Consider the following 26,302-nt stretch of genomic DNA (forward strand, 5'->3'; position numbering starts at 1 on the left):
GGGGCTCCCGCGAAGCGGGTGGGGGTGGACCGGCACACGCGCGAGGCCACCGGACCACCCTCCGACGCGCTGCGCGCGCCACCTCCCGCCAGCGGGAGGAACACCGGACCACGGCCACGCGACCGCACCGGGAGCCACGACCACGCCACGCGCATGGGATCACGCCCCCGCCGGCGGGGGCTCCCGCGAAGCGGGTGGGGGTGGCCGCCCGGCCCCGCGACCCGAACCACCCTCCAACGGGCAAGAGATGCCCTACACAACCCAAGGGCGTCAGCGATCCAAACGGAAGCCTTGGGCGGCGGCCTTGGGGAGGAGCGCCTTGCCGCTTACGTCCTGCACGCCGACCTTGGCGATCTGGTCGCTGAACGCGTCCACCGGACGGTCCGTGTTGCGCAGATCATAGTATTCATGCACGGTCGCATCGAACGCGTCAAGACCGGACAGCACAACGGAGTCCGTACCGTTGGCACCAGCCGTACCGTCGGCACCAGCCGCGTCCTCAGCATCATCGGAACCGGACGAACCCGCAGCGGAACCGACCGCCGCATCATCGGCCGGATACGTGTTCTCGAAGAACTGCATCGTGCGCGGCATACGCGGCTTCAACGCCGGCTCCTGATCCGGCTTGCCGATCGCGATCGCCAGTACCGGATACGTGTACTCCGGCAGTTTGCACGCCTCGATCAGACCGGGGATGTCGTTGAGCACGGAGCCCAGAATCACGCAGCCGAGTCCCAGCGAGTATGCGGCGGTCTCCATCGCATGCAGGGCGAGCACGGCGTCGTTCTGCGCCTGCGTGAAACGGTAGCTGGAAGTCAGCGTCCACGCGTCACCGTGCGTGTCGACGCCTTTGCGCTCGGCGATCAGCGCGTTGCGATGCTCGTCGATGACGAACAGGTAGAGTAGCGGCGCCTGCGCGATATACGGCTGATGACCGAACTCGGCGAATTTCGCCTTGATCGCCGGATCGGAGATGCGAATCGCCGACCAGTCGTTGAGATACTGGCTGGAGGCGGCGTGCTGCGCGACCGTTTCGAGCGTGATGCGGGTGTCGTCGTCGATCGCCTCGTCCTTGAAGGCGCGGATCGAACGGCGGTGCAACAGGGTTTCGATAGTGCTGTTAGTGACCATGGCACCATTGTCGTACCGCCGCCGGGCAAGTACAAGTATGACGGACTCGGATATGCCGTCAGCGGCGATGCAGACGGTCGACGATTGCTTCGGAACCGCGGTTCGAAACGTGGGAGACGAATGCGCCGAACGCGGCGGACAGTGCGGTGAACAGCAGCTGCATGAGGAATCCCTGCGGCGCGTCGGCGGCGCGGCCGCGACGCACGTTGCGCCGGGAGACGCCGCGGTTCCAGATGGTCTGGAACAGTTTGCCGCCGACGAATCCCGCGACGGACGGCAACGCCCATTTCACGATCTTGTCGCCCAGGGAGTCGGGATCGTTCAAACGGTGTTCGCGCATCGCGTCGACCTTCTCGTCGATGCGATGGAACGCGTCGACCATCCGGTCGGCCGACGACGGTCCCGCATGCGCTCCGATACGCTTCTCATCACTCATACCTACCAGTCTACCGGCGGCTGCCGGCGGCGCCTCGGCGAAACGAGCGCACGTTGCCGGATACCTGGACCGGATACATGGACCGGATACACGTACCGGATACGTTGCCTAACACGACAACGTGATGCAACGGTGCACTTCGAAATCGCCCACCAATCGAACAGTCGACGGCGATCCGGTGGAGTCGGGAGCGTTCACGGGCTACAGTGGGAGGCATGAACAATCATCTATCGGACGGCACTGTGGCCGTCGACTCGTCCCGCGGCGGCACCGGATACCTGGTGCTCCTGCGCCACGGGCAGACCGCATGGAGCCAATCGGGGCAGCACACCGGACGTACCGACATTCCACTGACCGAGGTCGGCAGGCAGCAGGCCGTGGACGCGGGCAAGCGTCTCAAGGCCGCGTTCCCCGGCGGATTCGACGAGGGCTGCGTGTTCTCCAGCCCGCTCGTGCGCGCGCATGAGACGGCCGTGCTGGCCGGTTTCGAACATCCCGGCACGTTGGACGGCATCGCCGAATGGGATTACGGATGCGCGGAAGGCCGCACGCGTCAGCAGATCAGCGAAATGGCCGGATTCCAGTGGGACGTGTGGCGTGACGGTCCGCGTTCGCTGCCGGAATCGATGCAGGGCGACTGGACGGAGACGCTGCCGGACGGACGGCAGGTGCCGGTGCACGATGGCCCGGGCGAGACCGTGGAGGAGGCGGCCGCGCGTGCGCGTGGCGCCATCGAAGAGGTGCTGCCGTTGCTGGAGGCGGGGCATAACGTGCTGTTCGTCGCGCACGCGCATATCCTGCGCATCCTCACGTCGCAGTGGCTGGGCGTCGAACCGCGGTTCGCGCGCCTGCTGCGGCTCGACACGGCGCATTACTGCGTGCTCAGCAAGTACAAGGGCGACAACGTCATCGAACGCTGGAACTGCTAGCGCGTTAGCGCCGTCCGGCTGAGGCCGTATGAAGGACAGTCCGGTGGGCTGTCCTTAGGCCGAAGGCTTGCCGGCAGGCAAGCGAATAGGATGGCCGGCGCGCTAGCGCCGTCCGGTACTGGAACGGACGACGAGTTGGGCGGACAGCGTGCGGAACCGGTCGTTCGGCGTCCGGTCGTGGATGAGGTCGAGAGCCATGCGGGCGGCGATGTGCGCGGTTTCGACCGGGTCCTGCCGGATCGTCGTCAATCCGATGTCGTCGGCGTAGAAGCTGTCGTCGTAGCCGATGACGGACACGTCGCCGGGCACGGCGAACCCGTTGCGTTCCAGCTGGAAGATGAGCGGCAGCGCGATGCCGTCCTCCTGGCAGGCGATGGCGGTCGGCATCGCCGGCAGGCTCATCAGCTGCGTGACCACGTTGCCGATCTCGTAGTGGCCGTCCTCGTCGACCTGACATTCGATGGCGCGCGGTTCGACGCCGTTGGCGCGGCAGTAGTCCATGAACATGTCGAAACGGCCGCGCACGGAGAAGCTCAACGAGACGTCGCGGTTCGTCGTGATGTACGCGATGTCGCGGTGTCCGAGCGTGAGCAGGTGGCGTGCGGCGAGCGTCGCGCCCTGCGCGTCGTCGATGGTGACGGACGCGGCGAAACCGTGCTGTTCGGAGTCGGCGGAGTTGATGCCGATGATCGGCACGTCGATCGACGTGAGCTGCGCGGTCTCGGCGGCGTCGATGTCGAACGAGACGACGATGACCGCGTCGGCGTTGCGGCGCACAGGCAGCATCTCGAAGAACTCGCGCCGCTCCTCGATGCTGGAGATCTGGAAGATCGAGATGTCGTAGCCTTCCGCGTGGAGTATGTCGTTGAGGCCTTCGATCACGGAGGCGGTGAACCACATGCGGATGTGGCCGCTCATCAGCACGGCGATGCGCAGCGACCTGCCGGATTTCAGCGCGGCGGCGGAACGTGACAGGGAGAAGTTGAGTTCGTCGGCGAACTTGAGCACGCGCTCGCGGGTCTTCGCCGACACCAGATCCGGTCTGGTGAACGATCGCGACACCGTCGAGATGGAGACGCCCGCCGCCTTGGCGACATCCTGGATGCTGCTGTTCATGCGAACCCCCTTGTCAACGGTTCTTTGTCAACGAATCCTTGTGAACGGAAACAATCGAAACGTGTCCAGCTTACACGCACGGATCGGGCGAAAGCGGGGAACGACCCCCGCCGTCACCCGATCCATACGCCACCGGAACGTCAGGACAGGATCCAGACGCTCACGTCCTGCGGGAGCCTGCCGTCGTCGGTCAGGTCCGCGGAGGCGAGCACGATCTCGCCGGCCGGCAGCGCGACCGGCTCGGCGCCGAAGTTCGTGATCGAGGTGAGCGTGCGTGCGTCGCCGTCCGCCGCGGCCGGGCGGCGGTAGGCGATCACGTCGGCGCCCATGTCCACCCAGTCGAAGGTGGACGTGTCGCCGGTGGCGGTGAGCAGCTTGGCGCGCAGCGCGAGGATCGTGCGGTACAGGCTGAGCATCGACGTGTCGTCATGCTCCTCGACGTCCGCGGCGAAGTCGCGGAACCACAGGGGCTGCGGCAGGTGCGGCGCCGCGGCGGGCGTGCCGTCGGCCTTCTCGCGCGGCGAGAAGCCGAACGACGTGCCCGCGGCGAACCGGTCGCTCCACTCGGCGTGCGCGGCGGGCGTGCCGTCGCCGGACTCGTCCGCGACCCACGGCAGCGGCACGCGGCAGCCGTCGCGGCCCTTGTCGGTGGCGGCGCGGCGCGTGTTGAACGCGGTCGGATCCTCAAGACGGTCCCACGGGATGTCCGCGACCTCGAACAGGCCGAGCTCCTCGCCCTGGTAGACGTAGATGCCGCCCGGCAGGGCGAACTCCATGAGCGCGGCGGCGCGGGCGCGCTTCGTGCCGAGCGCGCGGTCCTCGACGTACGTGGAGCCGTCGCGCACCAGCCAGTCGTGCGCGAGCTGATGGTACGGCGCGTGCGGCACCTGCGGCAGGCCGTAGCGGGTGGGGCTGCGCGGCACGTCGTGGTTGTTCATCACCCACGTGGTGGTCGAGCCGTGCGTGGCCGCGGCCGCGCCGAGACCGCCCTCGATGGCGGCGCGGAACTCGTCGGGCAGCCATGCGGCCTTCGCGAAATCGAAGTTGAAGCACTGGCCGAGCTCGTCGGTGGAGGCGTACAGGTGCTGGTGCTCGGGCACGACCCACGCCTCGGCGACGGCGAAGCGCGGCGGGTCGTAGCGGTCGAACACCTCGCGGCGCCACTCGCGGTAGATCTCGTGCACCTCGTGGCGGTCCCACAGCGGGCTGGTGAAGTCGTGGCACAGCTGGTTCTGCACGTCGTTCGCGGCCATGTCCGCCAGTGGCGTGGAGTCGAGGTCCTTGGCGAGGCCGTGGGCCACGTCGATGCGGAAGCCGTCGGTGCCGTGGTCGGCCCAGAAGCGCAGGGTCTTCAGGAATTCGGCGTGGATGTCCGGATTGTTCCAGTTGACGTCCGGCTGCTGCTTGGCGAACAGGTGGAGGTACCACTGGCCGTCGGGCACGCGCGTCCATGCGGGGCCGCCGAACATGGACTGCCAGTCGTTCGGCGGCAGTTCGCCGTGCTCGCCGCGGCCCTCGCGGAAGATGTAGCGGTCGCGCGCGGGGGAGCCGGGTTCGGCGGCGAGGGCCTCCTGGAAGAAGACGTGCTTGTCGGCCGTGTGGTTCGGGACGATGTCGACCATCACCTTGATGCCGGCCTTGTGGGCGGCGGCGACCATCGCGTCGAAGTCGTCTATCGTGCCGAGCCGCGGGTCGACGTTGCGGTAGTCGATGACGTCGTAGCCGCCGTCGGCGAGGTCGGACGGGTAGAACGGGCTCAGCCAGATCGCGTCCACGCCGAGCCGCTCAAGATAGTCCATCTTCTCGGTGACGCCGGCGATGTCGCCGAGGCCGTCGCCGTTCACGTCCTTGAAGCTGCGCGGGTAGACCTGGTAGACGACTGCCTGCTTCCACCAGTCCTCGTGCATGTTGTTCGCGGTCATGTATGTTCGCCCTCCTTTGGGTGATGGTGCGGTTGTGTGCGTATTCCCTCGCGCGGCGAACGTCCTGCCACGTTGATGACAACGATAGCATCGTTGCCGTGGCGCGGATGCCGGGGTGTCGTGTGCGGGCGTACGGGGGCCGCGGGTTCACCGCAGGATCGCGAACGACTGTGGCGGAAGCGTGAGCGTGCCGCCGGACGCGACCGACGGATCGCCGAGCGCGAGGACGATCGTGCGCTCGCCGTCGCCGCGGATGACGCGTGCCGGCACGTCGATCGTGACGGTGCCGTGGCCGGGATTCATCGCGACGATCGCGTCGTCGGCGATCGCGTCGCCGTCGGAACGTCCGCCGGAAACGTCGCGACGTGCGTCGGCGGCGTCCGCCTCGCCGGCGTCGCGCGCGACGCGGCGGAAGGCGAACGCGCGGCCGCCGTCGCGCCCCGCGACCACCTCGAAACCGGCGTGTGCGCGCAACGCGGGACACGCGTGACGGAACGCGAGCAGCGCGCGCAGCCAATGCCACAACGATTGCGGATCGGCCTGCGCCGCCGCGACGGTGGGCGCGTCCGGCGCGGGGTCGACGGGCAGATACAGGTCGGCGACGCCGGTCTCGGGATTGGCCGGCGCGTCGGAGAAGCCGAGATTCGGGAGCCCCGCGTCCCACTGCATCGGCGTGCGGCTGCCGGTGCGGACGTAGCCGCCCTCGTGCGTGGGCAGCGGACGGTAGCGCATCGCGATCTCGTCGCCGTAGTAGACGAACGGGCAGCCGGGCATCGTCAGCAGCATGCCGTACGCGACCTTCAGTTCGCGTTCGGTCAGCCGTTGACCGACGCGGATCGTGTCGTGATTGCAGGTGATGAGGTCGAACAGGCCGCCCGCACGCTCGCAATCGGCGAGCTGAGGCAGATACTGGTCGAGGAACGGCTTGATAGCGGCGCCGGAATCCGCGTTGAAATAGCTGGCGTCGCCGTCGCGGACCAACGGGGTGTCGGTGTTGCGCAGCAGCATGTTGTAGCCGTTCGGCCAGCCGCCCCACCGCCAATCGAGATAGAAGTCCATGTCGAAGCCCGCCTGCATCGACTCGTAGGGGCGGCCCCATTCGGCGACGAACGCGGCCTCGGGGAATTCGGGGCGGATCCGCGCGAACATGTGTTGCCACGTGCGGATCGTGAACGGTTTGCCGTCGTCGTCGTGCTTGACGAGACTGTCGGACATGTCGACGCGGAAGCCGTCCGCGCCGCGGGAGAGCCAGAAGCGCATCACGTCGAGCATCGCGTCGCAGGTGGCGAGGGCGTCCGGGCCGAGCGCCGGCTTCTGCCACGGCTGCTTCGGATGCGCGAACCCGTAGTTGAGCGCCGGCTGGCATTTGAAGAAGTTCAGGATGTACGTGCCGTCGCGTTCGGCCTCGCCGCCGACGAACGGCAGCCCGTCGCCGCCCGCGATCCAGCAGTCCGTCCAGATGTAGCGTTCGGACACGTCGATCGGGGTTGTAGAGGCCGCCGGAACGGTGCGGTCGGCGGGGTTCGCGCGTGCGCTGGCCCGGAACCAGGCGTGCTCCTCGCTGGTGTGGCCGGGCACGAGGTCGAGCAGGACGTGCATGCCGCGGGCGTGCGCCTCGGCGAAGAGACGTTCGAGGTCTTCGTTCGTGCCGTAGCGCGGGGCGACCTTCGTGTAGTCGCGCACGTCGTAGCCGGCGTCCTTGAACGGCGAATCGTAGCAGGGGTTGATCCACAGCGCGTTGCAGCCGAGATCGCGGATGTAATCGAGTTCGGCGATGATGCCCGGAATGTCGCCGATGCCGTCGCCGTTCGTGTCGTTGAAGGACTGCGGGTAGATCTCGTAGAAGACCGCGTCGTCGAGCCATGCGGGGCGGGCGTGTCGTGTTGCTTCGGCCATGAAAACTCCAATGTTCGTGCGGTTCCTCGTCATTGACCAACGATTGCAATTCTAGCAGGGGAAACGCGAAATGCGAACGTATGCAGAAATGGTGCTACACTGTGAACCAACGATGTTCCGCAGCGTTGCAAATACAAGACATCTCAGCGCCCCAATGCCGTGGTGTTAACGTATTCAACGTAAATGTCAACAAGGCATTGCAAACGTGGTCATCGTGGTAATGGAGTGCCGATCGAGCAGGAAAGGAATGATCGAAGATGATCAGTTGGAAGAAGAGGATCGTCGGACTCGTCGCCGCAACCGCCATGCTGGTGCCGCTCGCCGCATGCGGCTCCGATGCGGATTCCGCGCAGAGCGGTGACGGCGGCGCCGTCACGTTGAGCGTCTGGGCCCCGCAGGAGGACCAGGACGGCAACGATTCGTGGCTGAGCCAGGTCGAGAAGGGCTTCGAGAAGGCCCACCCCGAATACCAGATCACGTGGAAGAACGACGTCGTCTCCGAGGGCGACGCCTCCAAGCAGGTGCAGACCGACCCGTCCGCCGCCGCCGACGTCTACATGTTCGCCTCCGACCAGCTCGGCGCGCTCATCAAGCTGGGCGCGATCGGCGAGCTCGGCACCGACGCCGCCAAGCAGATCAAGGAGCAGAACGGCAGCCTCGAAGTCGATTCCGTCACCGGCTCCGACGGCAAGTACTACGGCGTGCCGTACACCGACAACACGTGGTTCATGTACTACAACAAGGCGAAGTTCTCCGACGACGACGTCAAGAGCCTCGACGCGATGCTCGCCAAGGGCGTCGTCTCCTTCCCGCTGGCCGACTCCTGGTACCTCGGCGGCTTCTACGACGGCCTGACGCTCTTCGGTGCGAAGGGCAACGACGAGAAGGCCGGCATGGTCTTCCCGAAGGACTCCGCCGACATCACCACGTATCTGGTGAACATGGCCGCCAACCCGAACTTCCACAACAGCGCCGACAACTCCGGCCTGTCCGAGATCCAGGCCGGCACCGCCGACGCGTTCTTCTCCGGCTCCTGGTCCGCGGCCGACATCAAGAAGGCCCTCGGCGACGACATGGGCGTCGCCCAGCTGCCGACCTTCACCGTCAACGGCGAGACCAAGCAGATGAAGTCCTTCGCCGCCACCAAGGCCGCCGCCTACAACCCGAACGCCAAGAACCCGAAGGCCGCCGCGCAATTCGCCGCCTACCTCGGCTCCACCGAGGCCCAGAAGCTGCACTACACGACCCGCGGCATCATCCCGACCGACAAGTCCCTCGCCTCGCTGACCACCGATGACGCGGTCGCCAAGGCCCAGTCCGACACGATGGCCAACACCGCCATCCTGCAGTCCGGCCTGGCCGGCATGAACGACTGGTGGACCCCGGCCGAGACCTTCGGCAAGGCCATCGTCAACAAGGAGGTCACGGCCGACAACGCCGCGGCCAAGACCGACGCCTGGGTCAAGTCCGTCGGCTCCTACGCCGAGTGATCCCCGCGGGGCCGGTCCCTCCCTCCTTCGGGGGCCGGCCCCGTTCCTTCGTCGGCCGGCAGCGGCCGGCGGCGATCGTCGAACATCAACCATCGATCATCGATCCACACGTAACAATTCCACACGTATCAACCATGTTGAGAGGCGGTAGGGTGCAATGACATCGGCAACCCTTTCCCCGCGCGAGATGAAACGCCGTCGCAGGCTGGGCGCGGACTACGTGGCGCCGTCGCCATACTCGGTGCGCAACGCGCTGACCCGCGGCGACGTGTTCACGAGACTGTCCGCCCTGGTCTTCGGCCTGGGCAACATCGCGCGCAGACAATTCGTCAAAGGCGCGGTCCTCCTCGCCCTGGAGATCGCGTTCATCGTGTTCATGGCCGTCAGCGGCGCCGGCTACCTGTCGAAGCTGCCCGGCCTGGGCGACCAGAAGCAGGGCAAGACGCTCGTCGACGGCTTCTGGGTGTACACCAAGGGCGACAACTCGGTGGTCATCCTCCTGTACGGCGTGTGCACCGTCGTGCTCATCGCCGCGTTCGCCGTCCTGTGGGCGGTGTCCGTGCGCAGCGCCTACCGGGCCGAATGCGAGGCCCGCGAGCACGGCCATGCGCCGACCTTCCGTGAGGACCTGCACGATCTGACCGACGGCCGCGCGCATCAGCTGCTCATGTTCCTGCCGACGCTCGGCATCCTCGTGTTCACCGTCCTGCCGCTGATCTTCATGATCTCGATGGCGTTCACCAGCTACGACCACGACCATCTCGTCCTGTTCGACTGGGTGGGCTTCGAGAACTTCGGCAAGGTGTTCTCCAACAGCGGCGGCACCGTCAACGCGGGCCTGTTCGTGTCCGTGCTGGTCTGGACGCTCGTGTGGGCGTTCTTCGCCACGTTCCTCAACTTCTTCCTCGGCCTGTTCTTCGCGATGGTCATCAACCGCAGGACCACCCGGTTCAAGGGGTTCTGGCGCGCCTGCTTCTCGATGTCCATCGCCGTGCCGCAGTTCGTCTCGCTGCTCGTGATGCGCACGATGCTCCAGCCGACGGGCGCCGTCAACCGCCTGCTCATGGAATGGGGGTGGATCGACTCCGCGCTGCCGTTCTTCACGAACGCCACGTGGGCGCGCGTCACCGTCATCATCATCAACCTGTGGGTCGGCATCCCGTACACGATCATGCAGATCACCGGCATCCTGCAGAACATCCCCGCCGACCTGTACGAGGCGGCGCGTCTCGACGGCGCGAACTGGTGGCAGATCTTCACGCAAATCACGATGCCGTACATCATCTTCGTGCTCACCCCGTACCTGATCACCACGTTCACCGGCAACGTGAACAACTTCAACGTGATCTACCTGCTGTCCGGCGGCGACCCGACGCCGATCGGCTCGTCCGCGGGCAAGACCGACCTGCTCATCACGTGGCTGTACAAGCTGACCGTCGACAAGGGCGACTACAACCTCGGCGCGGTCATCGGCATCATGACGTTCATCGTCCTCGCGGTGGTGTCGCTCGTCACCTACCGCAATTCGGGTTCCTACAAGAACGAGGAGGCGTTCCGATGAGCAAGCACAGCGACAAGTCCATCGTCATGGACAGTGCGGCCGGCGCCGCCGACGCGGTGAAGGCCGAATCGCACGGCCTCATGCACGATTCGCGCAAGCGCCGCATCCTCGGCGACGTGCTCGCGCACCTGTTCCTCGCCGTCATGGCGGTGATCTGGCTGATCCCGATCGTGTGGGTGTTCGCGGAAAGCTTCAACAAGAACACCGCGCCGTACACGAAGACGTTCTTCCCGACCGAGTTCTCGCTGGACAACTACATCGCGCTGTTCACCGACAAATCGGTGCTCGACTTCCCGAAGATGTTCGCGAACACGTTCATCGTCGCGTGCTTCACGTGCGTGATCTCGATCGCGTTCGTGCTGTCCGTCGCGTACTGCATGAGCCGTCTGCGCTTCCGCACGCGCCGCACGTTCATGAACGTGGTGCTCATCCTCGGCATGTTCCCCGGCATCATGGCCGTCTCCGCGATCTACTTCATCCTCAAGGCGATGGGCCTGACCGGCGACGGCATGACGATCCTCGCGCTGATCCTCGTGTATTCGGCCGGCACCGGCGCGGGCTTCTACGTGATGAAGGGCTACATGGACACGATCCCCACCTCGCTCGACGAGGCGGCGCTGCTCGACGGCTGCACCCGGTTGCAGGTGTTCACGAAGATCATCATCCCGATCTGCAAGCCGATGATCGTCTACCAGGCCATCATCGGATTCCTCACCCCGTGGCTCGACTTCGTCATGGCGAAGGTGATCTGCCGCACGCAGTCGAACTACACGGTGGCGCTCGGACTGTGGCTCATGCTGCAGAAGGAGTACATTCAGAACTGGTACGCCCGCTTCGCCGCGGCCGCCGTCCTGATCTCCATCCCCATCGCCATCCTCTTCATCGTCATGCAGCGCTTCTACCAGGAGTCCATGGCGGGATCGGTAAAGGGCTGAGCCGTCAAGCGGACAGCCCGGTGGGCTGTCCGTAGGCTCAGCCTGAGCGAGGCGGAAGCCGAGTGAGGGCAGGGTTGAGTCCGGCCGTAGGCCGGTCCGTAATTGCAGGGCTGAGCCGTCAAGCGGACAGCCCGGTGAGCTGTCCGTAGGCTCAGCCTGAGCGAGGCGGAAGCCGAGTGAGGGCAGGGTTGAGTCCGGCCGTAGGCCGGTCCGTAATTGCAGGGCCGGAGGCGAGCCGTAAAACGGTCCGTAACCGCCGCGAAAGGAACCATATGGCACAGTATGCAGGTACGCCCGCCGAACCGGCCCGGCCGTGCCCCGATCTGCCGGTGTACGCCGGCGACGATCTGGGCGCGCGTCCGGACGCCACGGGCACCACGTTCCGCGTGTGGGCGCCGACCGCGTCCGGCGTGACGCTGCGGCTGTTCCGCTACGGCTCGGACGCCGAGTCCGCCGTCGAGGAGCCCGCGGCCCCGACCGGCCCGTTCGCCTCGCGCGAGCTTGCGCCCGACGAGGCTGGCACGTGGGCGGTGCGCTGCGACGGCGTCGGCCACGGCGTCTACTACGACTATCTCGTCCGATTCCCCGACGGCACGACGCACCGCACCGCCGACCCGTGGGCGCGCGCGGCCGGCGTGAACGGCCGGCGCAGCATGGTCGTCGACCTCGCGCGCACCGATCCGGACGGCTGGGAGGCCGACCGTCGCCCGCACGTCGCCAGCCACGACCTCGTCATCTGGGAGACGCATGTCGGCGACTTCAGCGACGACATGCACAGCGGCGTCCCGTTCGAGCATCGCGGCACGTATCTCGCGTTCACCTACGACGACACGAGCGTCGACGGCGACGGCGAATTCCCCACATGCGTCGCCTACCTGAAGCATCTCGGCGTGACCGCCGTCCAGCTCATGCCGTTCTACGACTACGGCTCCATCGACGAATCCCTCGCGCACGACGATCCGCGCCACGGCTTCAACTGGGGCTATGATCCGCTCAACTACAACGTGCCCGAAGGCTCGTACTCGACCGACCCGTTCCACGGCGAAGTGCGCATCCGCGAATGCAAGCGCATGATCCAGGCGCTGCACGCCGCCGGCATCAAGGTCATCATGGACGTGGTCTACAACCACATGTTCTCCGCCGACAACTGGTTCGAGCGCATGATCCCCGGCTACGCGCTGCGCCGCCGCGTCGACGGCGCGCTCGCCGACGGCTCCGGCTGCGGCAACGACGTCGCCACCGAACATCCGATGATGCGCCGGTACATCGTCGATTCCGTCGCCTACTGGGCGCGCGAATACCATATCGACGGATTCCGTTTCGACCTGATGGGACTCATCGACGTCGACACGATGAACGCGATCCGCACCGCGCTCGACGAGCTGCCGGGCGGCGCGACGATCCTCATGCACGGCGAGCCGTGGTCGGCGCGCGAGACCGCGCTCGACCCGGCCGCCGGCGTCGTCCTCGCCGACAAACGCGGCCTGCCGTACCTGAGCCCGCGCATCGGCGCGTTCTGCGATACGACGCGCGACGCGGTGCGCGGCCACATCTTCTATCACAAGGAACCCGGATACCTGTCCGGCGCGGCCGCCGACTACGCGGACGACATCCGCCATGCGGCGGACGCGTGGCGCGGCACGCCGCACGAGACCGCGAGCGTCGCACAGGTCATCCAATACGTCTCCGCGCACGACGACCTCACGTTGTGGGACAAACTGTGCGCCGCGATGCGCCGGCTCCCCACGGAAGCCGACTACGCGGCGGACGACGTGGACGCCGGCGGCCGGTGCGCGGACCTCATGGCCGCGAACCGGCTCGCCGCCGGCATCGTGTTCACCGCCGCCGGCGTGCCGTTCCTGCTGTCCGGCGAGGAGTTCGCGCGCACCAAGCGCGGCGACTCCGACTCCTACCGCAGTCCCGCCGCGCTCAACCGGCTCGACTGGAGGCGCGCGCGACGGCTCGCGCGCCTCGTCGAGCACTATCGCACGCTCATCGCGCTGCGCCGCGGCAACCCCGCGTACTTCGGCGGCGCGCGCACGATCGTGCCGCGCGACGACGAGGTGGTCGTGTTCCGCGTCGGCGACGACTGCGTGGCCGTCAACCCGGTGGGGGAGACGCGTCTGCAGCCCACGGTGGCCCTGGAGACGCCCGCCCCGTACGACGAGGTCACGAAGATCGCGCCCGACGACTGGCGGTGCCTCTATTGCGCCGCCGACGGGTTCGCGTCCGGTCCGGCCGCGGCATACGATTGGGCTGTTCCGTCCGATGCCGAGGGGGCATCCGACGACGCGGTCGCTCTGCCGCTGCCGTCCGTGGAGCATCGTGCGATGCCGTTGCCCCCGTACAGCATCACCGTATGGAGGAGATGGCGCCATGGTTGAGTACGTCCCGGAACGCCGTTATGACACGGTGTTCTTCGACCTGTACGGCACGTTGGTGGACATCCGCACCGACGAGGAGTCGCCGGCCGCGTGGGAGGCGTTGCGCGAGGTGTTGGAGGACCATTCCGGCGTGACGTTCCGTGACGCGGCCGAGCTCAAGGCCCGGTTCGACGCGTTGGCCGCGCCGGTGCTGGCGCGGGCGGCCGGCGCGCGCGGCGGGAACGCCGAACCCGACCTGTTGCCCGTCTACGCGGCGTTGGCGGCGGAGGATACCGTCGTCGTCGACCCGGCCGCCAGGGACCCGCAGGCGATCGCGATGGCCGACGTGGCCGACCTGACCGACCTCGGACCGATGGTGCTGCCCTGGGCTCTTCAGCTGGCCCGGACGTTCCGTCGCGCCAGCACCAGCCTGCTGCGTCTCTACCCGGGCGCCGCGGCCATGCTTGCGCGGCTGCGCGAGGCGGGCCTCACGGTGGTGCTCGTCAGCAACGCGCAATCGGGCTACACACGGCCGGAACTGCGTGGGCTGGATCTGGAGCCGCTGTTCGACAACATCGTCATCTCCAGCGAGGTGGGCGTGCGCAAGCCGTCGCCGCGCATCTACCGCATCGCGTTGGATGGGGTCCTGGCCGATCCGGGCCGCACGGTGATGGTCGGCAACGACGAGCGGGCGGACATCCTCGGCGCGAAGGGCGCAGGCATCGACGGCATCTACCTGCGCACCGCGATCTCCCCGCAGGATGATCCGCAGTCGAGCGCGTACGCCGTCCTCTCCCTGGACGGGCCCGACTACGCCGGTCTCATGAAGTACCTGGGCGTCTGAGCGCCCGTGGAATGTGCCGGCCGGGCGAGAAGCCCGAACGCAACGGAGGAACGATGAACGACACCGAAATGGAACGACAGCGCAAACAGGCTGCGGGCGGCAGACGCCGCAAGGGCCTCACCGTATTCCGGCTCAAGGTGGTCGGCGCGGTGCTCATGGCGCTGTCCGTCGCGTCGACGACGCTCGTGCCGCTGCTGTTCGGCGCGATCACGGCGGACAACATGACCGCTCTGACCGCGGCGGTCGTGTGCGAGGCCGCGTCCTGGGTCGCGGTGCCGATCTACGCGTGGCTGCTGTTCGACGGATGGAGGCACACGCATGACATGCGATGGTACGCGCTGCGGCTGTGTGCGGTCGCGGCGCTCGCCGAACCCGCCTACGACCGGCTGACGGCCGGGCGGTGGTTCGACCTGCGCGTGCAGAATCCCGTGTGGGGGTTGCTGGTCGCGCTCATCGTGCTGGTCGTGCTCGACCGTCTCCGTGTGCGGTACGTGGGCGCGATGTGGTGGGCCGCGGCCGCGGCGGTGGTCGTGGCCGGCGTGCTGTGGGATCTGCTGCTGCACGTCGGCGTGCGGCAGCGGGTCATGCCCGTGGGCGTGCTCACGCTCGCGTTCGTGCTGGTGTTCCGTTTCCTGGCGCCGCGCGAGAACGCGATGATGTTCACCGCGGGACTGTTGGGCGCGGTCATGTGCATCACGCCGGCCGTGGGCGTCGCCATCCTCCACTACCGCAACGGCGAACTCGGCTACCGCGGCCACGGCGGGCGGGCGTGGGCGGCGTGGGTGTTCGCCGCGCTGTACCCGCTGATGCTGTGGGTGGGATGTCTGCTGTAGGGGTCGGGGTCTAACCGTGGTACGGGGCGTCGGTGCCGCGTAGGACGAGCTGCGCCTCGACCGTCTCATGCGGGGTCTCGAGCGTCTTCCCCCGCATGAGATCGAGCGCCTTGAGCGCCGCCTTGCGGCCCATCGCGTACGGGTCCTGCCGCATCGTGGTGAGGTTGAGCGTGTCCGCGTACGGGCTGTCGTCGAAGCCGATGATCGAATAGTCGCGCGGCGTACGGTGCCCGTAGCGTTCCAGCTTGACCATGAGCGGGATCGCCATCATGTCCATCTGGCAGCAGATCGCATCCGGGAAGTCGTCGAGCGCGAGCAGCGCGGCCAGCGCGGAATCCACGAATTCCGGACCGCGCGGCACGGTGAGCACCTGCCAGTTGATGTCGTGCCTGCCTTCCGCCTCCTCGCAGGCGCGGACGAACCCGCGCGTGCGGGCGTCGATCGAGGCGTCCAGGTTCTTCACCGCCTCCGAGCACGGGTAGACGATGCGGCGGTGCCCGAGTCCGATGAGATGCTGCGTCGCCTTGCGCATGCCCTCCTCGTCGTCGATGCTGACCGACGCGTCGAAGCCCTCGTCGGAGGGGATGTTGATGCCGACGATCGGCACGTGGATGCGCCGGAGCTGCTCCACCTCGTGCGGGTCGATGGCGAACGAGGCGACGACCACCGCGTCCACGTTGCGTCGGATCGGCAGGTTGGTGAAGAACTCGCGCCGGTTCTCCGCCGTGTCGATGTGCTGGAACAGGGAGATGTCGTAGCCGGCCGGGTGCATCGCCGATTCGAGCCCGGCGAAGACCTCGGCGTTGAACCAGCTGGTGATCTCCTCGTTCATCAGCAGCGCCACGCGGTTCGTGCGCCCGGATTTGAGCGCGGTGGCGGAGCGGGAGATGTTGAAGTCGAACCGGTCGGCCACGGCGAGCACCTTGGCGCGGGTCTTCTCGGAGACGAGCTCGGGGCGCGTGAACGCGCGCGACACCGTCGAGATGGACACTCCGGCCGCCTTGGCCACGTCGTGGATATCGGCCTTGCCCATGTGTCGTCCTCCTCGTGCGTGCTCGTGCATGCGTTGCCGTGTGGCGTTCCATCATACTGCGAACGTTGTCGCCGTGGGGCGGCGCCGGTGCCGTCGCGGGGCGGCGCCGGTGCCGGCGCGGGGCTGTAGCGGTGCCATCGCGGGGCCGTGCCGGACCGCCGCCGTCCGCGTCATCGAACTTGAGCGGGACTCGCTCAAGATTTTGTGGCGAATGTGGGAATAAAACTTGCGGAGTGGAAGTTGAGTGGTGTAGGCTCAAGTTTTGGAACGGCAAAGGGCCGGGCGATCGGGCCGAACCGATCGCATCCGGGACCTGAGCGAAGAACGTAAGAACGAACACAAGAACAAAGGAGCACACATTATGGCACGTGCAGTTGGTATCGATCTGGGCACCACGAATTCCTGCATCGCCACCCTCGAAGGCGGCGAGCCCACGGTCATCGTCAACGCCGAAGGCGCGCGCACCACGCCGTCCGTGGTCGCGTTCTCCAAGTCCGGCGAGATTCTCGTCGGCGAGGTCGCCAAGCGTCAGGCCGTGACCAACGTCGACCGCACCATCTCCTCCGTCAAGCGTCACATGGGCACCGACTGGACCGTCGAGATCGACGGCAAGAAGTGGACCCCGCAGGAGATCTCCGCGCAGATCCTGATGAAGCTGAAGAGGGACGCCGAAGCCTACCTCGGCGAGCCCGTCACCGACGCCGTCATCACCTGCCCGGCGTACTTCAACGACGCCCAGCGCCAGGCCACCAAGGACGCCGGCAAGATCGCCGGCCTGAACGTCCTGCGCATCATCAACGAGCCGACCGCGGCCGCGCTGGCCTACGGCCTCGAGAAGGGCAAGGAGGACGAGCGCATCCTGGTCTTCGACCTCGGCGGCGGCACCTTCGACGTCTCCCTGCTGGAGATCGGCAAGGACGAGGACGGCTTCTCCACCATCCAGGTGCAGGCCACCAACGGCGACAACCACCTCGGCGGCGACGATTGGGATCAGAAGATCATCGACTGGCTCGTCACCGAAGTCAAGAACAAGTACGGCATCGACCTGAGCAAGGACAAGATCGCCCTGCAGCGTCTGAAGGAAGCCGCGGAGCAGGCCAAGAAGGAGCTCTCCTCCTCGACCTCCACCTCCATCTCCATGCAGTACCTGGCCATGACGCCCGACGGCACCCCGGTCCACCTGGACGAGACTCTGACCCGTGCGCACTTCGAGGAAATGACCTCCGACCTGCTCGGCCGCTGCCGCACGCCGTTCAACAACGTGCTGCGCGACGCGAACATCTCCGTCGGCCAGATCGACCACGTGGTGCTCGTCGGCGGTTCCACCCGTATGCCGGCCGTCAAGGAGCTCGTCAAGGAGCTCACCGGCGGCAAGGAAGCGAACCAGTCCGTCAACCCGGATGAGGTCGTCGCCGTCGGCGCCGCCGTGCAGTCCGGCGTCATCAAGGGCGACCGCAAGGACGTCCTGCTCATCGACGTGACCCCGCTCTCCCTCGGCATCGAGACCAAGGGCGGCATCATGACCAAGCTCATCGACCGCAACACCGCCATCCCGACCAAGCGTTCCGAGGTGTTCTCCACCGCCGAGGACAACCAGCCGTCCGTGCTGATCCAGGTCTACCAGGGCGAGCGTGAGTTCGCGCGCGACAACAAGCCGCTCGGCACCTTCGAGCTGACCGGCATCGCGCCGGCCCCGCGTGGCGTCCCGCAGATCGAGGTCACCTTCGACATCGACGCCAACGGCATCGTGCACGTGTCCGCCAAGGACAAGGGCACCGGCAAGGAGCAGTCGATGACCATCACCGGCGGTTCCGGCCTGCCGAAGGACGAGATCGACCGCATGGTCAAGGAGGCCGAAGCCCACGAGGCCGAGGACAAGAAGCGCAAGGAGGACGCCGAGACCCGCAACCAGGCCGAGGCCTTCGCCTACCAGACCGAGAAGCTCGTCGCCGACAACAAGGAGAAGCTCTCCGATGAGGTCGCCAACGAGGTCACCGAGAAGGTCAACGCCCTCAAGGAAGCCCTCAAGGGCGACGACATCGAGAAGGTCAAGACCGCTCAGACCGAGCTGATGACCTCCGCCCAGAAGATCGGCCAGGCCCTCTACGCCCAGCAGGGCGCGGCGGACGCGGCTGGTGCGGCCGGCGCGGGCGCTGCCGGTGCCGCGGGTGCCGGTTCCGCCTCCAACGGCGGTGACGACGACGTGGTGGACGCCGAGGTCGTGGACGACGACGACAAGGACAACAAGTAAGGTCCCGTCCGATGGCTGAGTTCAACAAGGACGACTACCTGAACGATCTGCCCGACGCCGACGACGCGAAGAACACCGCGTCGTCGGCCCCGGCCGACACCCCCGCCGACGCGGCCGCCGCCGCTTCCCCTTCGGCTCCCTCTGACGAGGGAGAGACCCCGGCGGACGCCGCGACTGAGGGAGAGGCCGCCGACAAGGCCGACAAGACCGCCGATGGCAAGGACGGCAAGGCCGACTCCGACACCCTGACCCCGCTGGGCCAGGCCAAGAAGGAGGCCGCCGACTACCTCGAGGCCCTGCAGCGCGAGCGCGCGGAGTTCATCAACTTCCGCAATCGTGCGAAGAAGGAGCAGGAGCGCTTCCGCGAGCACGGCATCATCGACGTGCTGACCGCGCTGCTGCCCGCCCTCGACGACATCGACCGCATCCGCGCCAACAGCGAGATGGACGATTCGTTCAAGGCCGTCGCCGCGAAGATCGACAAGGCGTTCGAGAAGTTCGGCGTCGAGAAGTTCGGCGAGGCCGGCGAGGAGTTCGACCCGACCAAGCATGACGCGATCCTGCACAAGCCGGACGCGAATGCCGAGAAGGAGACCGTCGACACGGTCGTGGAGGCCGGCTACCGCATCGGCGACCGCGTGATCCGCGCCGCCCGCGTCGTCGTCGCCTCCCCGCACAACTGATCGCGGACGCCCTGCGGAGCGACGGCGTTCTCGTCGTCTCTCCACAGAGCGGACGGCGTTTCCCGCTGCTCCCGCTGGCGGGAGCTGGCAGCCGCATGGCCCGATTCGGTAATCAGGTTGCATGGATTCTTCGCTCCCGCTGGCGGGAGCTGGCAGCCGAAGGCTGACTGAGGGTGGTCCCGGTTGAAAAACCACCCTCAGTCTCGCTTCGCTCGACAGCTCCCGCCAGCGGGAGCGGTAATATCGAGCCCTTATACAGACTTCAATACGTACATACAAGACTTCAACACGAAAGGAGACATGAATGGCTGAGAACGAATGGCTGAGCAAAGACTTCTACAAAGTCCTTGGTGTCTCCAAGGACGCCTCCGATTCCGACATCACCAAGGCCTACCGCAAGCTGGCCCGCAAGTACCACCCCGACCTCAACAAGACGAAGGAGGCCGAGGAGAAGTTCAAGGACATCTCCGAAGCCTACGACGTGCTGAGCAACAAGGACTCGCGCCAGAAGTACGATGCGATCCGCCAGTTCGGCATGGGCGGCGCCCGCTTCGCCGGCGGTTCCGGCCAAGGCGGCTTCGACGCCTCCGGATTCTCCGACATCTTCGGTTCGATGTTCGGCGGCGGCGCGGGCATGGGCGGCAATGGCTCCCGCATCCGCTTCTCCACGTCCGGCGGCGGCAACCCGAACCTCAACGACATCTTCTCGATGTTCGGCGGCGCGGCCGGTGCCGGCGCTCAGGGCGGCTCGCCCTACGGCGCGTACGGTGACTCCGGCGCGTACGGCGGCTACGAGGAGGCTCCGCAGCCCAGGCAGGGCAAGGACCGCAATTCGAAGATCAGTCTGACGCTGCGTCAGGCCGCGAAGGGCGCGACCGTGTCCCTGTCCGTGGACGGCTCCAAGTTCAAGACGCACATCCCCGCCGGCGTGAAGGACGGGCAGAAGATCCGTCTGGCCGGCAAGGGCCATGCGGGCGTCAACGGCGGCAAGCACGGCGACCTGTACCTGCAGGTCAACGTGAAGCCCGACTCCAAGTTCACGATGCGTGGCCATGATCTCGTCATGGACCTGCCCGTGAGCGTCGCCGAAGCCGTCGCCGGCGCGAAGGTCGAGGCGAAGGACATCGACGGCGAGACCGTCACGTTCAAGGTGCCCGCCGGCTCGTCCAGCGGCGCCGAAGTGCGGATCTCCGGCAAGGGCGTGCAGTCCGGCAACACCCCGGGCGACCTCGTCGGCCGCGTGATGATCCAGGTGCCCGCCAAGCCGGGCCTCGCCGTCAAGCACGCCGCCAAGGAGTTCGACAAGGCCGCCGGCGACTACATCCCACGGTAGGCCATTCCCGTTCGGCCCCCGCTGGCGGGGGCTGTCGCGCGCTTAGGCGACGCCACCGAACGCATACAGAGTTCGGCCCCCGCTGGCGGGGGCTGTCGGCGGAGCCGACTGGGGGTGGTTGAGATGGCGACGCCCGACCACCCTCCGGCACTGCGTGCCATCTCCCGCCAGCGGGAGGAGCATCAAGAATCATCTGTTATATGGAGGTGAATGATGGCGAGGATCGCCCGTGAGGTGCGCCAGTTGTACGCGATGTGCGCGACGGCGATCGTGCTCGGCCGCGCCGATCTCGACGGTGCCGACGACGCCGGCTTCGACCTCGATCTGGCGGTGTTCACCGTCGGTCAGGCGGCCGAGATCGCCGACATCCACCCGCAGACCCTGCGCCAATACGACCGCGTCGGCCTCGTCACGCCGCAGCGCACGGAGGGTGGTGCCCGCCGCTACTGCCTGCGCGACATCGACCGGCTCGTGCAGGCGCAACGGCTGAGCCAGTCGGAGGGCATCAACCTTGCCGGCGTCACCCGCATCCTCACGTTGCAGGAGGAGAACCGCCAGCTGCGTCGTCAGGTCCGTCGTTTGCAGTCGGCCGGTGAGGAGAGCGTGTTCGCGGCCGGTCGCGACGGCGACATCGTCGAGATGCAGCGGTCCAACAGCGCCCGCATGTGGCGTCGCGCGATCCGCACGCAGACGCGCGAACTGCCCGGCCGCCCGCATCGTCGCGTCGACGCCGATCCCGATTCCAAGTCGATCGTGCTGTGGCGCTGACCGTTTCGCGTCGCGTGTGCGAAACGTTCGCGCCGTGACGTGGCGGAATCGCGTCGCGTGTGCGAAACGTTCGCGCCGTGACGTGGCGGAATCGCGTCGCGTGTGCGAAACGTTCGCGCCGTGACGTGGCGGAATCGCCTCGTGTGCGCGAAACGATCACGCCGTGACGTGACGGAATCGCCTCGCGTGCGCGAAACGTTCGCGACATGACGTGGCGGCAACGCGTCACGGTGCGATGGCCGCAGGCCTGTATGCTCCGCGGCGTCGTCCTGCCGCATTCCCCGAACCGCGCAGCACGTGTGAACCGTGCTGTGCGGTTCTGTTGTTTTCGTGGACGATTCTGTGATGATTCGTGTCGTGTCTGTCGCGCGGATTTGGTGAGATTGATACCGGATGAAACGGCGGACGCGCGCCGAACGCGCCGCCGCCGACGCGATGATTACGACGATGGAGGAATCATGCAGCTCAAAGCCGTGTTCTGGGATCTCGACGGCACGCTCATCGACTCGGAACCGCTGTGGCACGACGGCGAACTCGAGATCGCCGCGGCCAACGGAGGCCATTGGACGGAAGAGCTCGGCTGGGAATGCTCCGGCACGCCCGTGCCCGACGTGGCCCGCAGGATGATCGAACACGGCTGCACGCTGAGCGTCGAGGAGATCGACAAGCAGCTCAAGGCCTACGTGTTCGAACATGAGAAGATGCACATGCCGTGGATCGACGGCGTGCTCGACACGCTGCGCTCGCTCAAGGAGGCCGGAATCCCGACCATGCTGGTGAGCACCTCGCCGCGCCCGATCGTCGAGAACGTGCTCGCCGCAGCGCCCGGCCTGTTCTCCGGCTACGTGTGCGGCGACGACGACGCCAAGCACAAGCCGTCGCCCGAACCGTACCTGCTCGCCGCCTCGAAGCTCGGCCTCGCGCCCGAGGACATGGCCTCCTGCGCGGTGTTCGAGGATACGCCCGTCGGCCTCGCCGCCGGCGCCGCGTCCGGTGCGACCGTCATCGCGCAGACGTGCACGATCCGCACCGACACGTCGAACGGACCGCAGTTCACGTCGCTCGACGGCTACGCGGGCGTCGACGCGGCCGCGATCGACGCGATCGTGCGCAAGCGCCTCGCCGCTTCCGCCGCCAAGGCGTGACGCACGCACTTCTTTCTCGGCCCTCTCTGATGACCCGCGAAGCGGGTGGGGGAGAGACCGCGGTGTGACGTGGCCGGGAGCGCGGTCTCTTAGTCGTTTCTTATAGGGGCTGCTGGTATGGTGATGGACGGTTGATTCGCGGCCGTCCGTCCGATTGCCGGCGGCCCCTTATCTGTCTGCACGAGACCTCTCCGAGAGACAGTCCGCACAAGACACGAGAACATAGGAAAATACGGAAAATCCATGGGTTTTGTACATTTCATCATCGAACTGCTGAAGGATCCGCGCGCGGCCATCGCCAGCTGGATCGCGATGGGCGTCGCGCCCACGCTCGGCTTCATCTTCCTCATCGTCTTCATCGAGACCGGCGTCGTCTTCTTCCCGTTCCTGCCCGGTGACTCCCTGCTGTTCGCGGCCGGTGTGTTCGCCGCGCCCGACGCCGCCACCGGCCAGGTCGCGCTGCCGCTGCACTACCTGCTGCCCGTCGTGTGGTGCGCGCCGATCATCGGCGACCAGTGCAACTACTTCATCGGCCACTTCTTCGGCCGCCGCATCATCGCCTCCGGCAAGGTCAAGGCCATGACGCCGGAACGCATCGCGAAGACCGAGGCGATGATCGAGAAGTGGGGTCCGCTCGCCGTGTTCCTCGGTCGTTTCTTCCCGTTCATCCGCACGTTCATGCCGTTCATCTCCGGCATCTCCGGCATGCGCTGGCGCCGCTTCACGCCGTTCTCGGTGCTCGGCGGCTTCATCTGGTCGTCCCTGTTCACGCTGCTCGGCTACTTCTTCGGCAACATCCCCGCCGTGCAGAAGCACTTCGAGCTCGTGATCGTGCTCATCCTCGCCGTCTCGCTGATCCCGACGATCGTCGGCCTCGTCAAGGCGAAGTTCGGCAAGAAGAAGGGCGACGCCGGCGATGACGCTGCCGCGGGTGCCGGTACCGGTGCCGCTGCCGCGTCGGCCGCGCGTCACGTGCCCCACCACGCCGCCGCGGCCGAATGATCCTCGATTCCCGGGCGTGTCGGGTTGCGAAATCCTGAACTCGGGATATTATTGGTCGAGTTGTCCTGCGAAGCAAGACAACAAACCAAGGGGCTGTAGCTCAGTTGGTAGAGCGCTTCGTTCGCATCGAAGAGGTCGTGGTTTCGATTACCATCAGCTCCACAAACCCTCCGGATTCCACCCCGGAGGGTTTTTCTTTTTCCCATCCTTACCCATATGTCGGCTGGTAGTCGTCGGCTTCGCCGCCGGGTTATAGGCCTGAAGGGGGCGCAAGGAAAACCGAGGCCTATAGGACACAATGTGTGTCCGACGGTCTAGTCAGTTCCCCTCATCCGGGAATAGTTGCGCTGAGACAAGGTCAGCGCAACTATTCCCGGACGAGGCCGTTGTTTTCCGGGATTCTTTGTGCTGACGCCATCTCAGCGCAAGGAATCCCGGACGATGGGGCATGTTTCCGGGATTCGTTGCGCCGGCCGTCCGCAATGCCGGTGTGCCAACGGTCCGCCGGGCCGTTTGTCTCACCGACTTCCACCGAGGAGGGTCTTTCTGTTAGAGGGTCCTCCTGTTATAGGAGGTCTTTCTGTTACCTGACCCCTACGTGCCCCCCTCTCGCCTGAGGACTGTGCTTGCGAAACACCCGTTATTCCGGATGTACAGCGTCAAACACCCGTTTGAGGGCCCTCTAAGCGGGTGTTTGACGCTGTAAAGAGCGGATAACGGGTGTTTGGTACGCCGATTTACGCCGATTTACGACTTACCAACGGTCCTAAACGGGCCGCCGGGCTGTTGCGTCTCGGGCTTGTCCGGCTGGGGATCGCGACCTCGGATCAGCACGTGGCGGATCGGTGGCGAATCAGGAGGGTCGGCGTGTGGTTATTGTGTTTCGCGGTGGTGAATCGCGAGTGGTGCCGTGCGGCCAATATGATTCGCTGACGACGTGTGGCGAATCAGGATGGTCGGCGTGTGGCCATTGTGTTTCGCGGTGGTGAATCGCAAGTGGTGCCGTGCGGCCAATATGATTCGCTGACGACGTGTGGCGAATCAGGGCGGTCGGTACGTGGCTGGCTTGTTTCGCGGTGGCGAAGCATCACCGTTATGGCATGGCTGAAGTGTTTCGCCGGTGTGTGGGGCGTCCCCGCCGCCCCAGCCGACCCCCGCCCCTCCAACCCGCCCCTCCAACCCGCGAATCCAACCCGCGAATCCACCCTGTAGATCCACCCCGTAGATCCACCCCGTAAACGAGACGCCGCGCGCCACCGTAGGGGCCGTAAGGTAGGCTTGTTCCCCGGCGGAATCATGCGGAAATCATGCAATTGCGGAGGTGCATCATGCCCGGAATCGTTCTGATCGGCGCCCAGTGGGGCGACGAAGGCAAAGGCAAGGCCACGGATCTCATCGGCACGAAGGTCGATTACGTCGCCCGTTTCAACGGCGGCAACAACGCGGGCCACAGCGTCGTCGTCGGCGACGAGTCGTACGCGCTGCACCTGCTGCCCTCCGGCATCATCAACCCGCATCTCACCCCGGTGATCGGCAACGGCGTCGTCGTCGACCCGGAGGTCCTGTTCGAGGAGATCGACGGCCTTGAGGCCCGCGGCATCGACTGCTCGCACCTGCTCGTCTCCGAGGCGGCGCACATCATCGCGCCGTACCATCGCACGCTCGACAAGGTGACCGAGCGCTTCCTCGGCAAGCACAAGATCGGCACCACCGGCCGCGGCATCGGCCCCGCCTACGCGGACAAGATCAACCGCGTCGGCATCCGCGTGCACGACCTGTTCAACGCCGACCACCTGCACGACAAGGTCGAGGCGAGCCTGCACCAGAAGAACCAGATTCTCGTCAAGCTGTACAACCGTCGCGCCATCGACGTGGACCAGACCACCGACGAGCTCCTCAAGCTCGGCGAGCGTCTCAAGCCGTACGTCGCCAACACGGGTCTCATCCTCAACAAGGCGCTCGACGAGGGCAAGACCGTCCTGTTCGAAGGCGCCCAGGCCACGATGCTCGACGTGGACCACGGCACCTACCCGTTCGTCACCTCCTCCAACCCGACCGCCGGCGGCGCCTGCACGGGCACCGGCGTCGGCCCCACGAAGATCAACCGCGTGATCGGCGTCGCCAAGGCGTACGTGACCCGCGTGGGCGAGGGCCCGTTCCCGACCGAGCTGTTCGACGAGTCCGGCGAGTGGCTGCGCCAGCAGGGCCACGAGTTCGGCGTGACCACCGGCCGTCCGCGCCGCTGCGGCTGGTTCGACGCGGTCGTCAACCGTTACGCGAGCCAGGTGAACGGCCTGACCGACATCGTGCTCACGAAGCTCGACGTGCTCACCGGCCTCAAGGAGATCCCGATCTGCGTCGCCTACGACGTGGACGGCGAACGCCACGACGACATGCCGACCGACCAGGCCGCCTTCGCCGCCGCGAAGCCGATCTACGAGACCATGCCCGGCTGGGACGAGGACATCTCCGGCTGCCACAGCTTCGACGAGCTGCCCGCCACCTGCCAGGCGTACGTGAAGCGTCTCGAGGAGCTGAGCAACTGCCGCATCTCCGCGATCGGCACCGGCCCGCAGCGTGACCACATCATCTCCGTCCACTCGCTGATCGACTGACGCCGGCCCGTCCGCC

At 66.5% G+C, this 26,302-nt stretch carries 20 protein-coding genes and 1 tRNA gene; 15 read left to right on the top strand and 6 right to left on the bottom strand.

Annotated elements, in window-relative coordinates:
* Positions 1-270: 270 nt before the first annotated feature.
* Together Uis4E_RS06115 and Uis4E_RS06120 are read right to left on the bottom strand one after the other, a co-directional pair.
* Complete coding sequence (locus tag Uis4E_RS06115) at positions 271-1,131, bottom strand: nitroreductase family protein (RefSeq protein ID WP_101622326.1); 861 nt, start codon at positions 1,129-1,131, stop codon at positions 271-273.
* A 58-nt stretch (positions 1,132-1,189) separates the two neighbouring features.
* Complete coding sequence (locus Uis4E_RS06120) at positions 1,190-1,567, bottom strand: DUF4235 domain-containing protein (protein WP_101622327.1); 378 nt, start codon at positions 1,565-1,567, stop codon at positions 1,190-1,192.
* A gap of 215 nt (positions 1,568-1,782) precedes the next feature.
* Between Uis4E_RS06120 and Uis4E_RS06125 the strand changes: the two genes are divergently transcribed.
* Positions 1,783-2,496, top strand: a complete 714-nt coding sequence (locus Uis4E_RS06125; RefSeq protein ID WP_165784882.1) for a histidine phosphatase family protein — start codon at positions 1,783-1,785, stop codon at positions 2,494-2,496.
* 102 nt (positions 2,497-2,598) lie between these two features.
* On the opposite strand, the gene Uis4E_RS06130 is transcribed toward Uis4E_RS06125, so the two are convergent.
* The 3 genes from Uis4E_RS06130 to Uis4E_RS06140 form a co-directional block, all read right to left on the bottom strand.
* Positions 2,599-3,612: a LacI family DNA-binding transcriptional regulator gene (locus tag Uis4E_RS06130; protein WP_101622328.1), complete on the bottom strand. Its 1,014-nt coding sequence runs from the start codon at positions 3,610-3,612 to the stop codon at positions 2,599-2,601.
* A gap of 140 nt (positions 3,613-3,752) precedes the next feature.
* Complete coding sequence (locus tag Uis4E_RS06135) at positions 3,753-5,534, bottom strand: glycoside hydrolase family 13 protein (RefSeq protein ID WP_101622329.1); 1,782 nt, start codon at positions 5,532-5,534, stop codon at positions 3,753-3,755.
* 147 nt (positions 5,535-5,681) lie between these two features.
* Positions 5,682-7,430 carry an alpha-amylase family glycosyl hydrolase gene (locus Uis4E_RS06140; protein ID WP_101622330.1) on the bottom strand — a complete coding sequence of 583 codons (1,749 nt, stop codon included), beginning with the start codon at positions 7,428-7,430 and terminating at the stop codon, positions 5,682-5,684.
* Between the two features lie 257 nt (positions 7,431-7,687).
* Here Uis4E_RS06140 and Uis4E_RS06145 point away from each other — a divergent pair, with 257 nt between their 5' ends.
* The 6 genes from Uis4E_RS06145 to Uis4E_RS06170 all read left to right on the top strand — a co-directional run bounded on the left by Uis4E_RS06145 (position 7,688) and on the right by Uis4E_RS06170 (position 15,456).
* Positions 7,688-8,920 carry an extracellular solute-binding protein gene (locus tag Uis4E_RS06145; RefSeq protein WP_101622331.1) on the top strand — a complete coding sequence of 411 codons (1,233 nt, stop codon included), beginning with the start codon at positions 7,688-7,690 and terminating at the stop codon, positions 8,918-8,920.
* 187 nt (positions 8,921-9,107) lie between these two features.
* On the top strand, positions 9,108-10,481 hold the full coding sequence (locus tag Uis4E_RS06150) for a carbohydrate ABC transporter permease (RefSeq protein WP_101622332.1): 1,374 nt from the start codon (positions 9,108-9,110) through the stop codon (positions 10,479-10,481).
* 80 nt (positions 10,482-10,561) lie between these two features.
* Positions 10,562-11,416: a sugar ABC transporter permease gene (locus tag Uis4E_RS06155; protein WP_423734921.1), complete on the top strand. Its 855-nt coding sequence runs from the start codon at positions 10,562-10,564 to the stop codon at positions 11,414-11,416.
* 272 nt (positions 11,417-11,688) lie between these two features.
* Positions 11,689-13,800: a type I pullulanase gene (pulA, locus tag Uis4E_RS06160; RefSeq protein WP_101622334.1), complete on the top strand. Its 2,112-nt coding sequence runs from the start codon at positions 11,689-11,691 to the stop codon at positions 13,798-13,800.
* Positions 13,793-14,623, top strand: a complete 831-nt coding sequence (locus tag Uis4E_RS06165; protein ID WP_101622335.1) for an HAD family hydrolase — start codon at positions 13,793-13,795, stop codon at positions 14,621-14,623. Before pulA ends, Uis4E_RS06165 begins: the two co-directional genes overlap by 8 nt.
* 53 nt (positions 14,624-14,676) lie before the next feature.
* Positions 14,677-15,456: a TraX family protein gene (locus Uis4E_RS06170; RefSeq protein ID WP_101622367.1), complete on the top strand. Its 780-nt coding sequence runs from the start codon at positions 14,677-14,679 to the stop codon at positions 15,454-15,456.
* 10 nt (positions 15,457-15,466) lie between these two features.
* Here Uis4E_RS06170 and Uis4E_RS06175 read toward each other — a convergent pair whose 3' ends face one another.
* Positions 15,467-16,489, bottom strand: a complete 1,023-nt coding sequence (locus Uis4E_RS06175) for a LacI family DNA-binding transcriptional regulator (protein ID WP_101622336.1) — start codon at positions 16,487-16,489, stop codon at positions 15,467-15,469.
* Between the two features lie 361 nt (positions 16,490-16,850).
* Here Uis4E_RS06175 and dnaK point away from each other — a divergent pair, with 361 nt between their 5' ends.
* The 8 genes from dnaK to Uis4E_RS06215 all read left to right on the top strand — a co-directional run bounded on the left by dnaK (position 16,851) and on the right by Uis4E_RS06215 (position 26,286).
* On the top strand, positions 16,851-18,740 hold the full coding sequence (gene dnaK, locus Uis4E_RS06180) for a molecular chaperone DnaK (protein WP_101622337.1): 1,890 nt from the start codon (positions 16,851-16,853) through the stop codon (positions 18,738-18,740).
* A gap of 11 nt (positions 18,741-18,751) precedes the next feature.
* The gene (gene grpE, locus Uis4E_RS06185) at positions 18,752-19,423 is read left to right on the top strand and encodes a nucleotide exchange factor GrpE (protein WP_101622338.1); all 672 of its coding nucleotides are present in this window, start codon (positions 18,752-18,754) and stop codon (positions 19,421-19,423) included.
* Positions 19,424-19,727: 304 nt separating this feature from the next.
* Positions 19,728-20,756 (top strand): DnaJ C-terminal domain-containing protein, encoded by a 1,029-nt coding sequence (locus Uis4E_RS06190; RefSeq protein ID WP_101622339.1) that lies wholly within the window; start codon positions 19,728-19,730, stop codon positions 20,754-20,756.
* A 213-nt stretch (positions 20,757-20,969) separates the two neighbouring features.
* Positions 20,970-21,524: a heat shock protein transcriptional repressor HspR gene (locus tag Uis4E_RS06195; RefSeq protein ID WP_101622368.1), complete on the top strand. Its 555-nt coding sequence runs from the start codon at positions 20,970-20,972 to the stop codon at positions 21,522-21,524.
* A gap of 458 nt (positions 21,525-21,982) precedes the next feature.
* Complete coding sequence (locus tag Uis4E_RS06200; protein ID WP_101622340.1) at positions 21,983-22,669, top strand: HAD family hydrolase; 687 nt, start codon at positions 21,983-21,985, stop codon at positions 22,667-22,669.
* 243 nt (positions 22,670-22,912) lie between these two features.
* Positions 22,913-23,671: a DedA family protein gene (locus Uis4E_RS06205; protein WP_101622341.1), complete on the top strand. Its 759-nt coding sequence runs from the start codon at positions 22,913-22,915 to the stop codon at positions 23,669-23,671.
* Between the two features lie 89 nt (positions 23,672-23,760).
* Positions 23,761-23,833 (top strand) — tRNA-Ala (locus Uis4E_RS06210).
* Between the two features lie 1,166 nt (positions 23,834-24,999).
* Positions 25,000-26,286 (top strand): adenylosuccinate synthase, encoded by a 1,287-nt coding sequence (locus tag Uis4E_RS06215; protein ID WP_101622369.1) that lies wholly within the window; start codon positions 25,000-25,002, stop codon positions 26,284-26,286.
* Positions 26,287-26,302: the final 16 nt, after the last annotated feature.

Source organism: Bifidobacterium parmae, assembly GCF_002860365.1.
Lineage (GTDB): Bacteria > Actinomycetota > Actinomycetes > Actinomycetales > Bifidobacteriaceae > Bifidobacterium > Bifidobacterium parmae.

Bases quoted from the DNA above. Each gene is read 5' to 3' on its own strand.
- Uis4E_RS06150 (WP_101622332.1), top strand. From the start codon at position 9,108: ATGAAACGCCGTCGCAGGCTGGGCGCGGACTACGTGGCGCCGTCGCCA.
- grpE (WP_101622338.1), top strand. From the start codon at position 18,752: ATGGCTGAGTTCAACAAGGACGACTACCTGAACGATCTGCCCGACGCC.
- Uis4E_RS06125 (WP_165784882.1), top strand. From the start codon at position 1,783: ATGAACAATCATCTATCGGACGGCACTGTGGCCGTCGACTCGTCCCGC.
- Uis4E_RS06165 (WP_101622335.1), top strand. From the start codon at position 13,793: ATGGTTGAGTACGTCCCGGAACGCCGTTATGACACGGTGTTCTTCGAC.
- Uis4E_RS06205 (WP_101622341.1), top strand. From the start codon at position 22,913: ATGGGTTTTGTACATTTCATCATCGAACTGCTGAAGGATCCGCGCGCG.
- Uis4E_RS06175 (WP_101622336.1), bottom strand. From the start codon at position 16,489: ATGGGCAAGGCCGATATCCACGACGTGGCCAAGGCGGCCGGAGTGTCC.
- Uis4E_RS06145 (WP_101622331.1), top strand. From the start codon at position 7,688: ATGATCAGTTGGAAGAAGAGGATCGTCGGACTCGTCGCCGCAACCGCC.
- Uis4E_RS06140 (WP_101622330.1), bottom strand. From the start codon at position 7,430: ATGGCCGAAGCAACACGACACGCCCGCCCCGCATGGCTCGACGACGCG.
- Uis4E_RS06195 (WP_101622368.1), top strand. From the start codon at position 20,970: ATGGCGAGGATCGCCCGTGAGGTGCGCCAGTTGTACGCGATGTGCGCG.
- Uis4E_RS06135 (WP_101622329.1), bottom strand. From the start codon at position 5,534: ATGACCGCGAACAACATGCACGAGGACTGGTGGAAGCAGGCAGTCGTC.
- dnaK (WP_101622337.1), top strand. From the start codon at position 16,851: ATGGCACGTGCAGTTGGTATCGATCTGGGCACCACGAATTCCTGCATC.
- Uis4E_RS06170 (WP_101622367.1), top strand. From the start codon at position 14,677: ATGAACGACACCGAAATGGAACGACAGCGCAAACAGGCTGCGGGCGGC.
- Uis4E_RS06130 (WP_101622328.1), bottom strand. From the start codon at position 3,612: ATGAACAGCAGCATCCAGGATGTCGCCAAGGCGGCGGGCGTCTCCATC.
- pulA (WP_101622334.1), top strand. From the start codon at position 11,689: ATGGCACAGTATGCAGGTACGCCCGCCGAACCGGCCCGGCCGTGCCCC.
- Uis4E_RS06115 (WP_101622326.1), bottom strand. From the start codon at position 1,131: ATGGTCACTAACAGCACTATCGAAACCCTGTTGCACCGCCGTTCGATC.
- Uis4E_RS06200 (WP_101622340.1), top strand. From the start codon at position 21,983: ATGCAGCTCAAAGCCGTGTTCTGGGATCTCGACGGCACGCTCATCGAC.
- Uis4E_RS06120 (WP_101622327.1), bottom strand. From the start codon at position 1,567: ATGAGTGATGAGAAGCGTATCGGAGCGCATGCGGGACCGTCGTCGGCC.
- Uis4E_RS06190 (WP_101622339.1), top strand. From the start codon at position 19,728: ATGGCTGAGAACGAATGGCTGAGCAAAGACTTCTACAAAGTCCTTGGT.
- Uis4E_RS06215 (WP_101622369.1), top strand. From the start codon at position 25,000: ATGCCCGGAATCGTTCTGATCGGCGCCCAGTGGGGCGACGAAGGCAAA.
- Uis4E_RS06155 (WP_423734921.1), top strand. From the start codon at position 10,562: ATGCACGATTCGCGCAAGCGCCGCATCCTCGGCGACGTGCTCGCGCAC.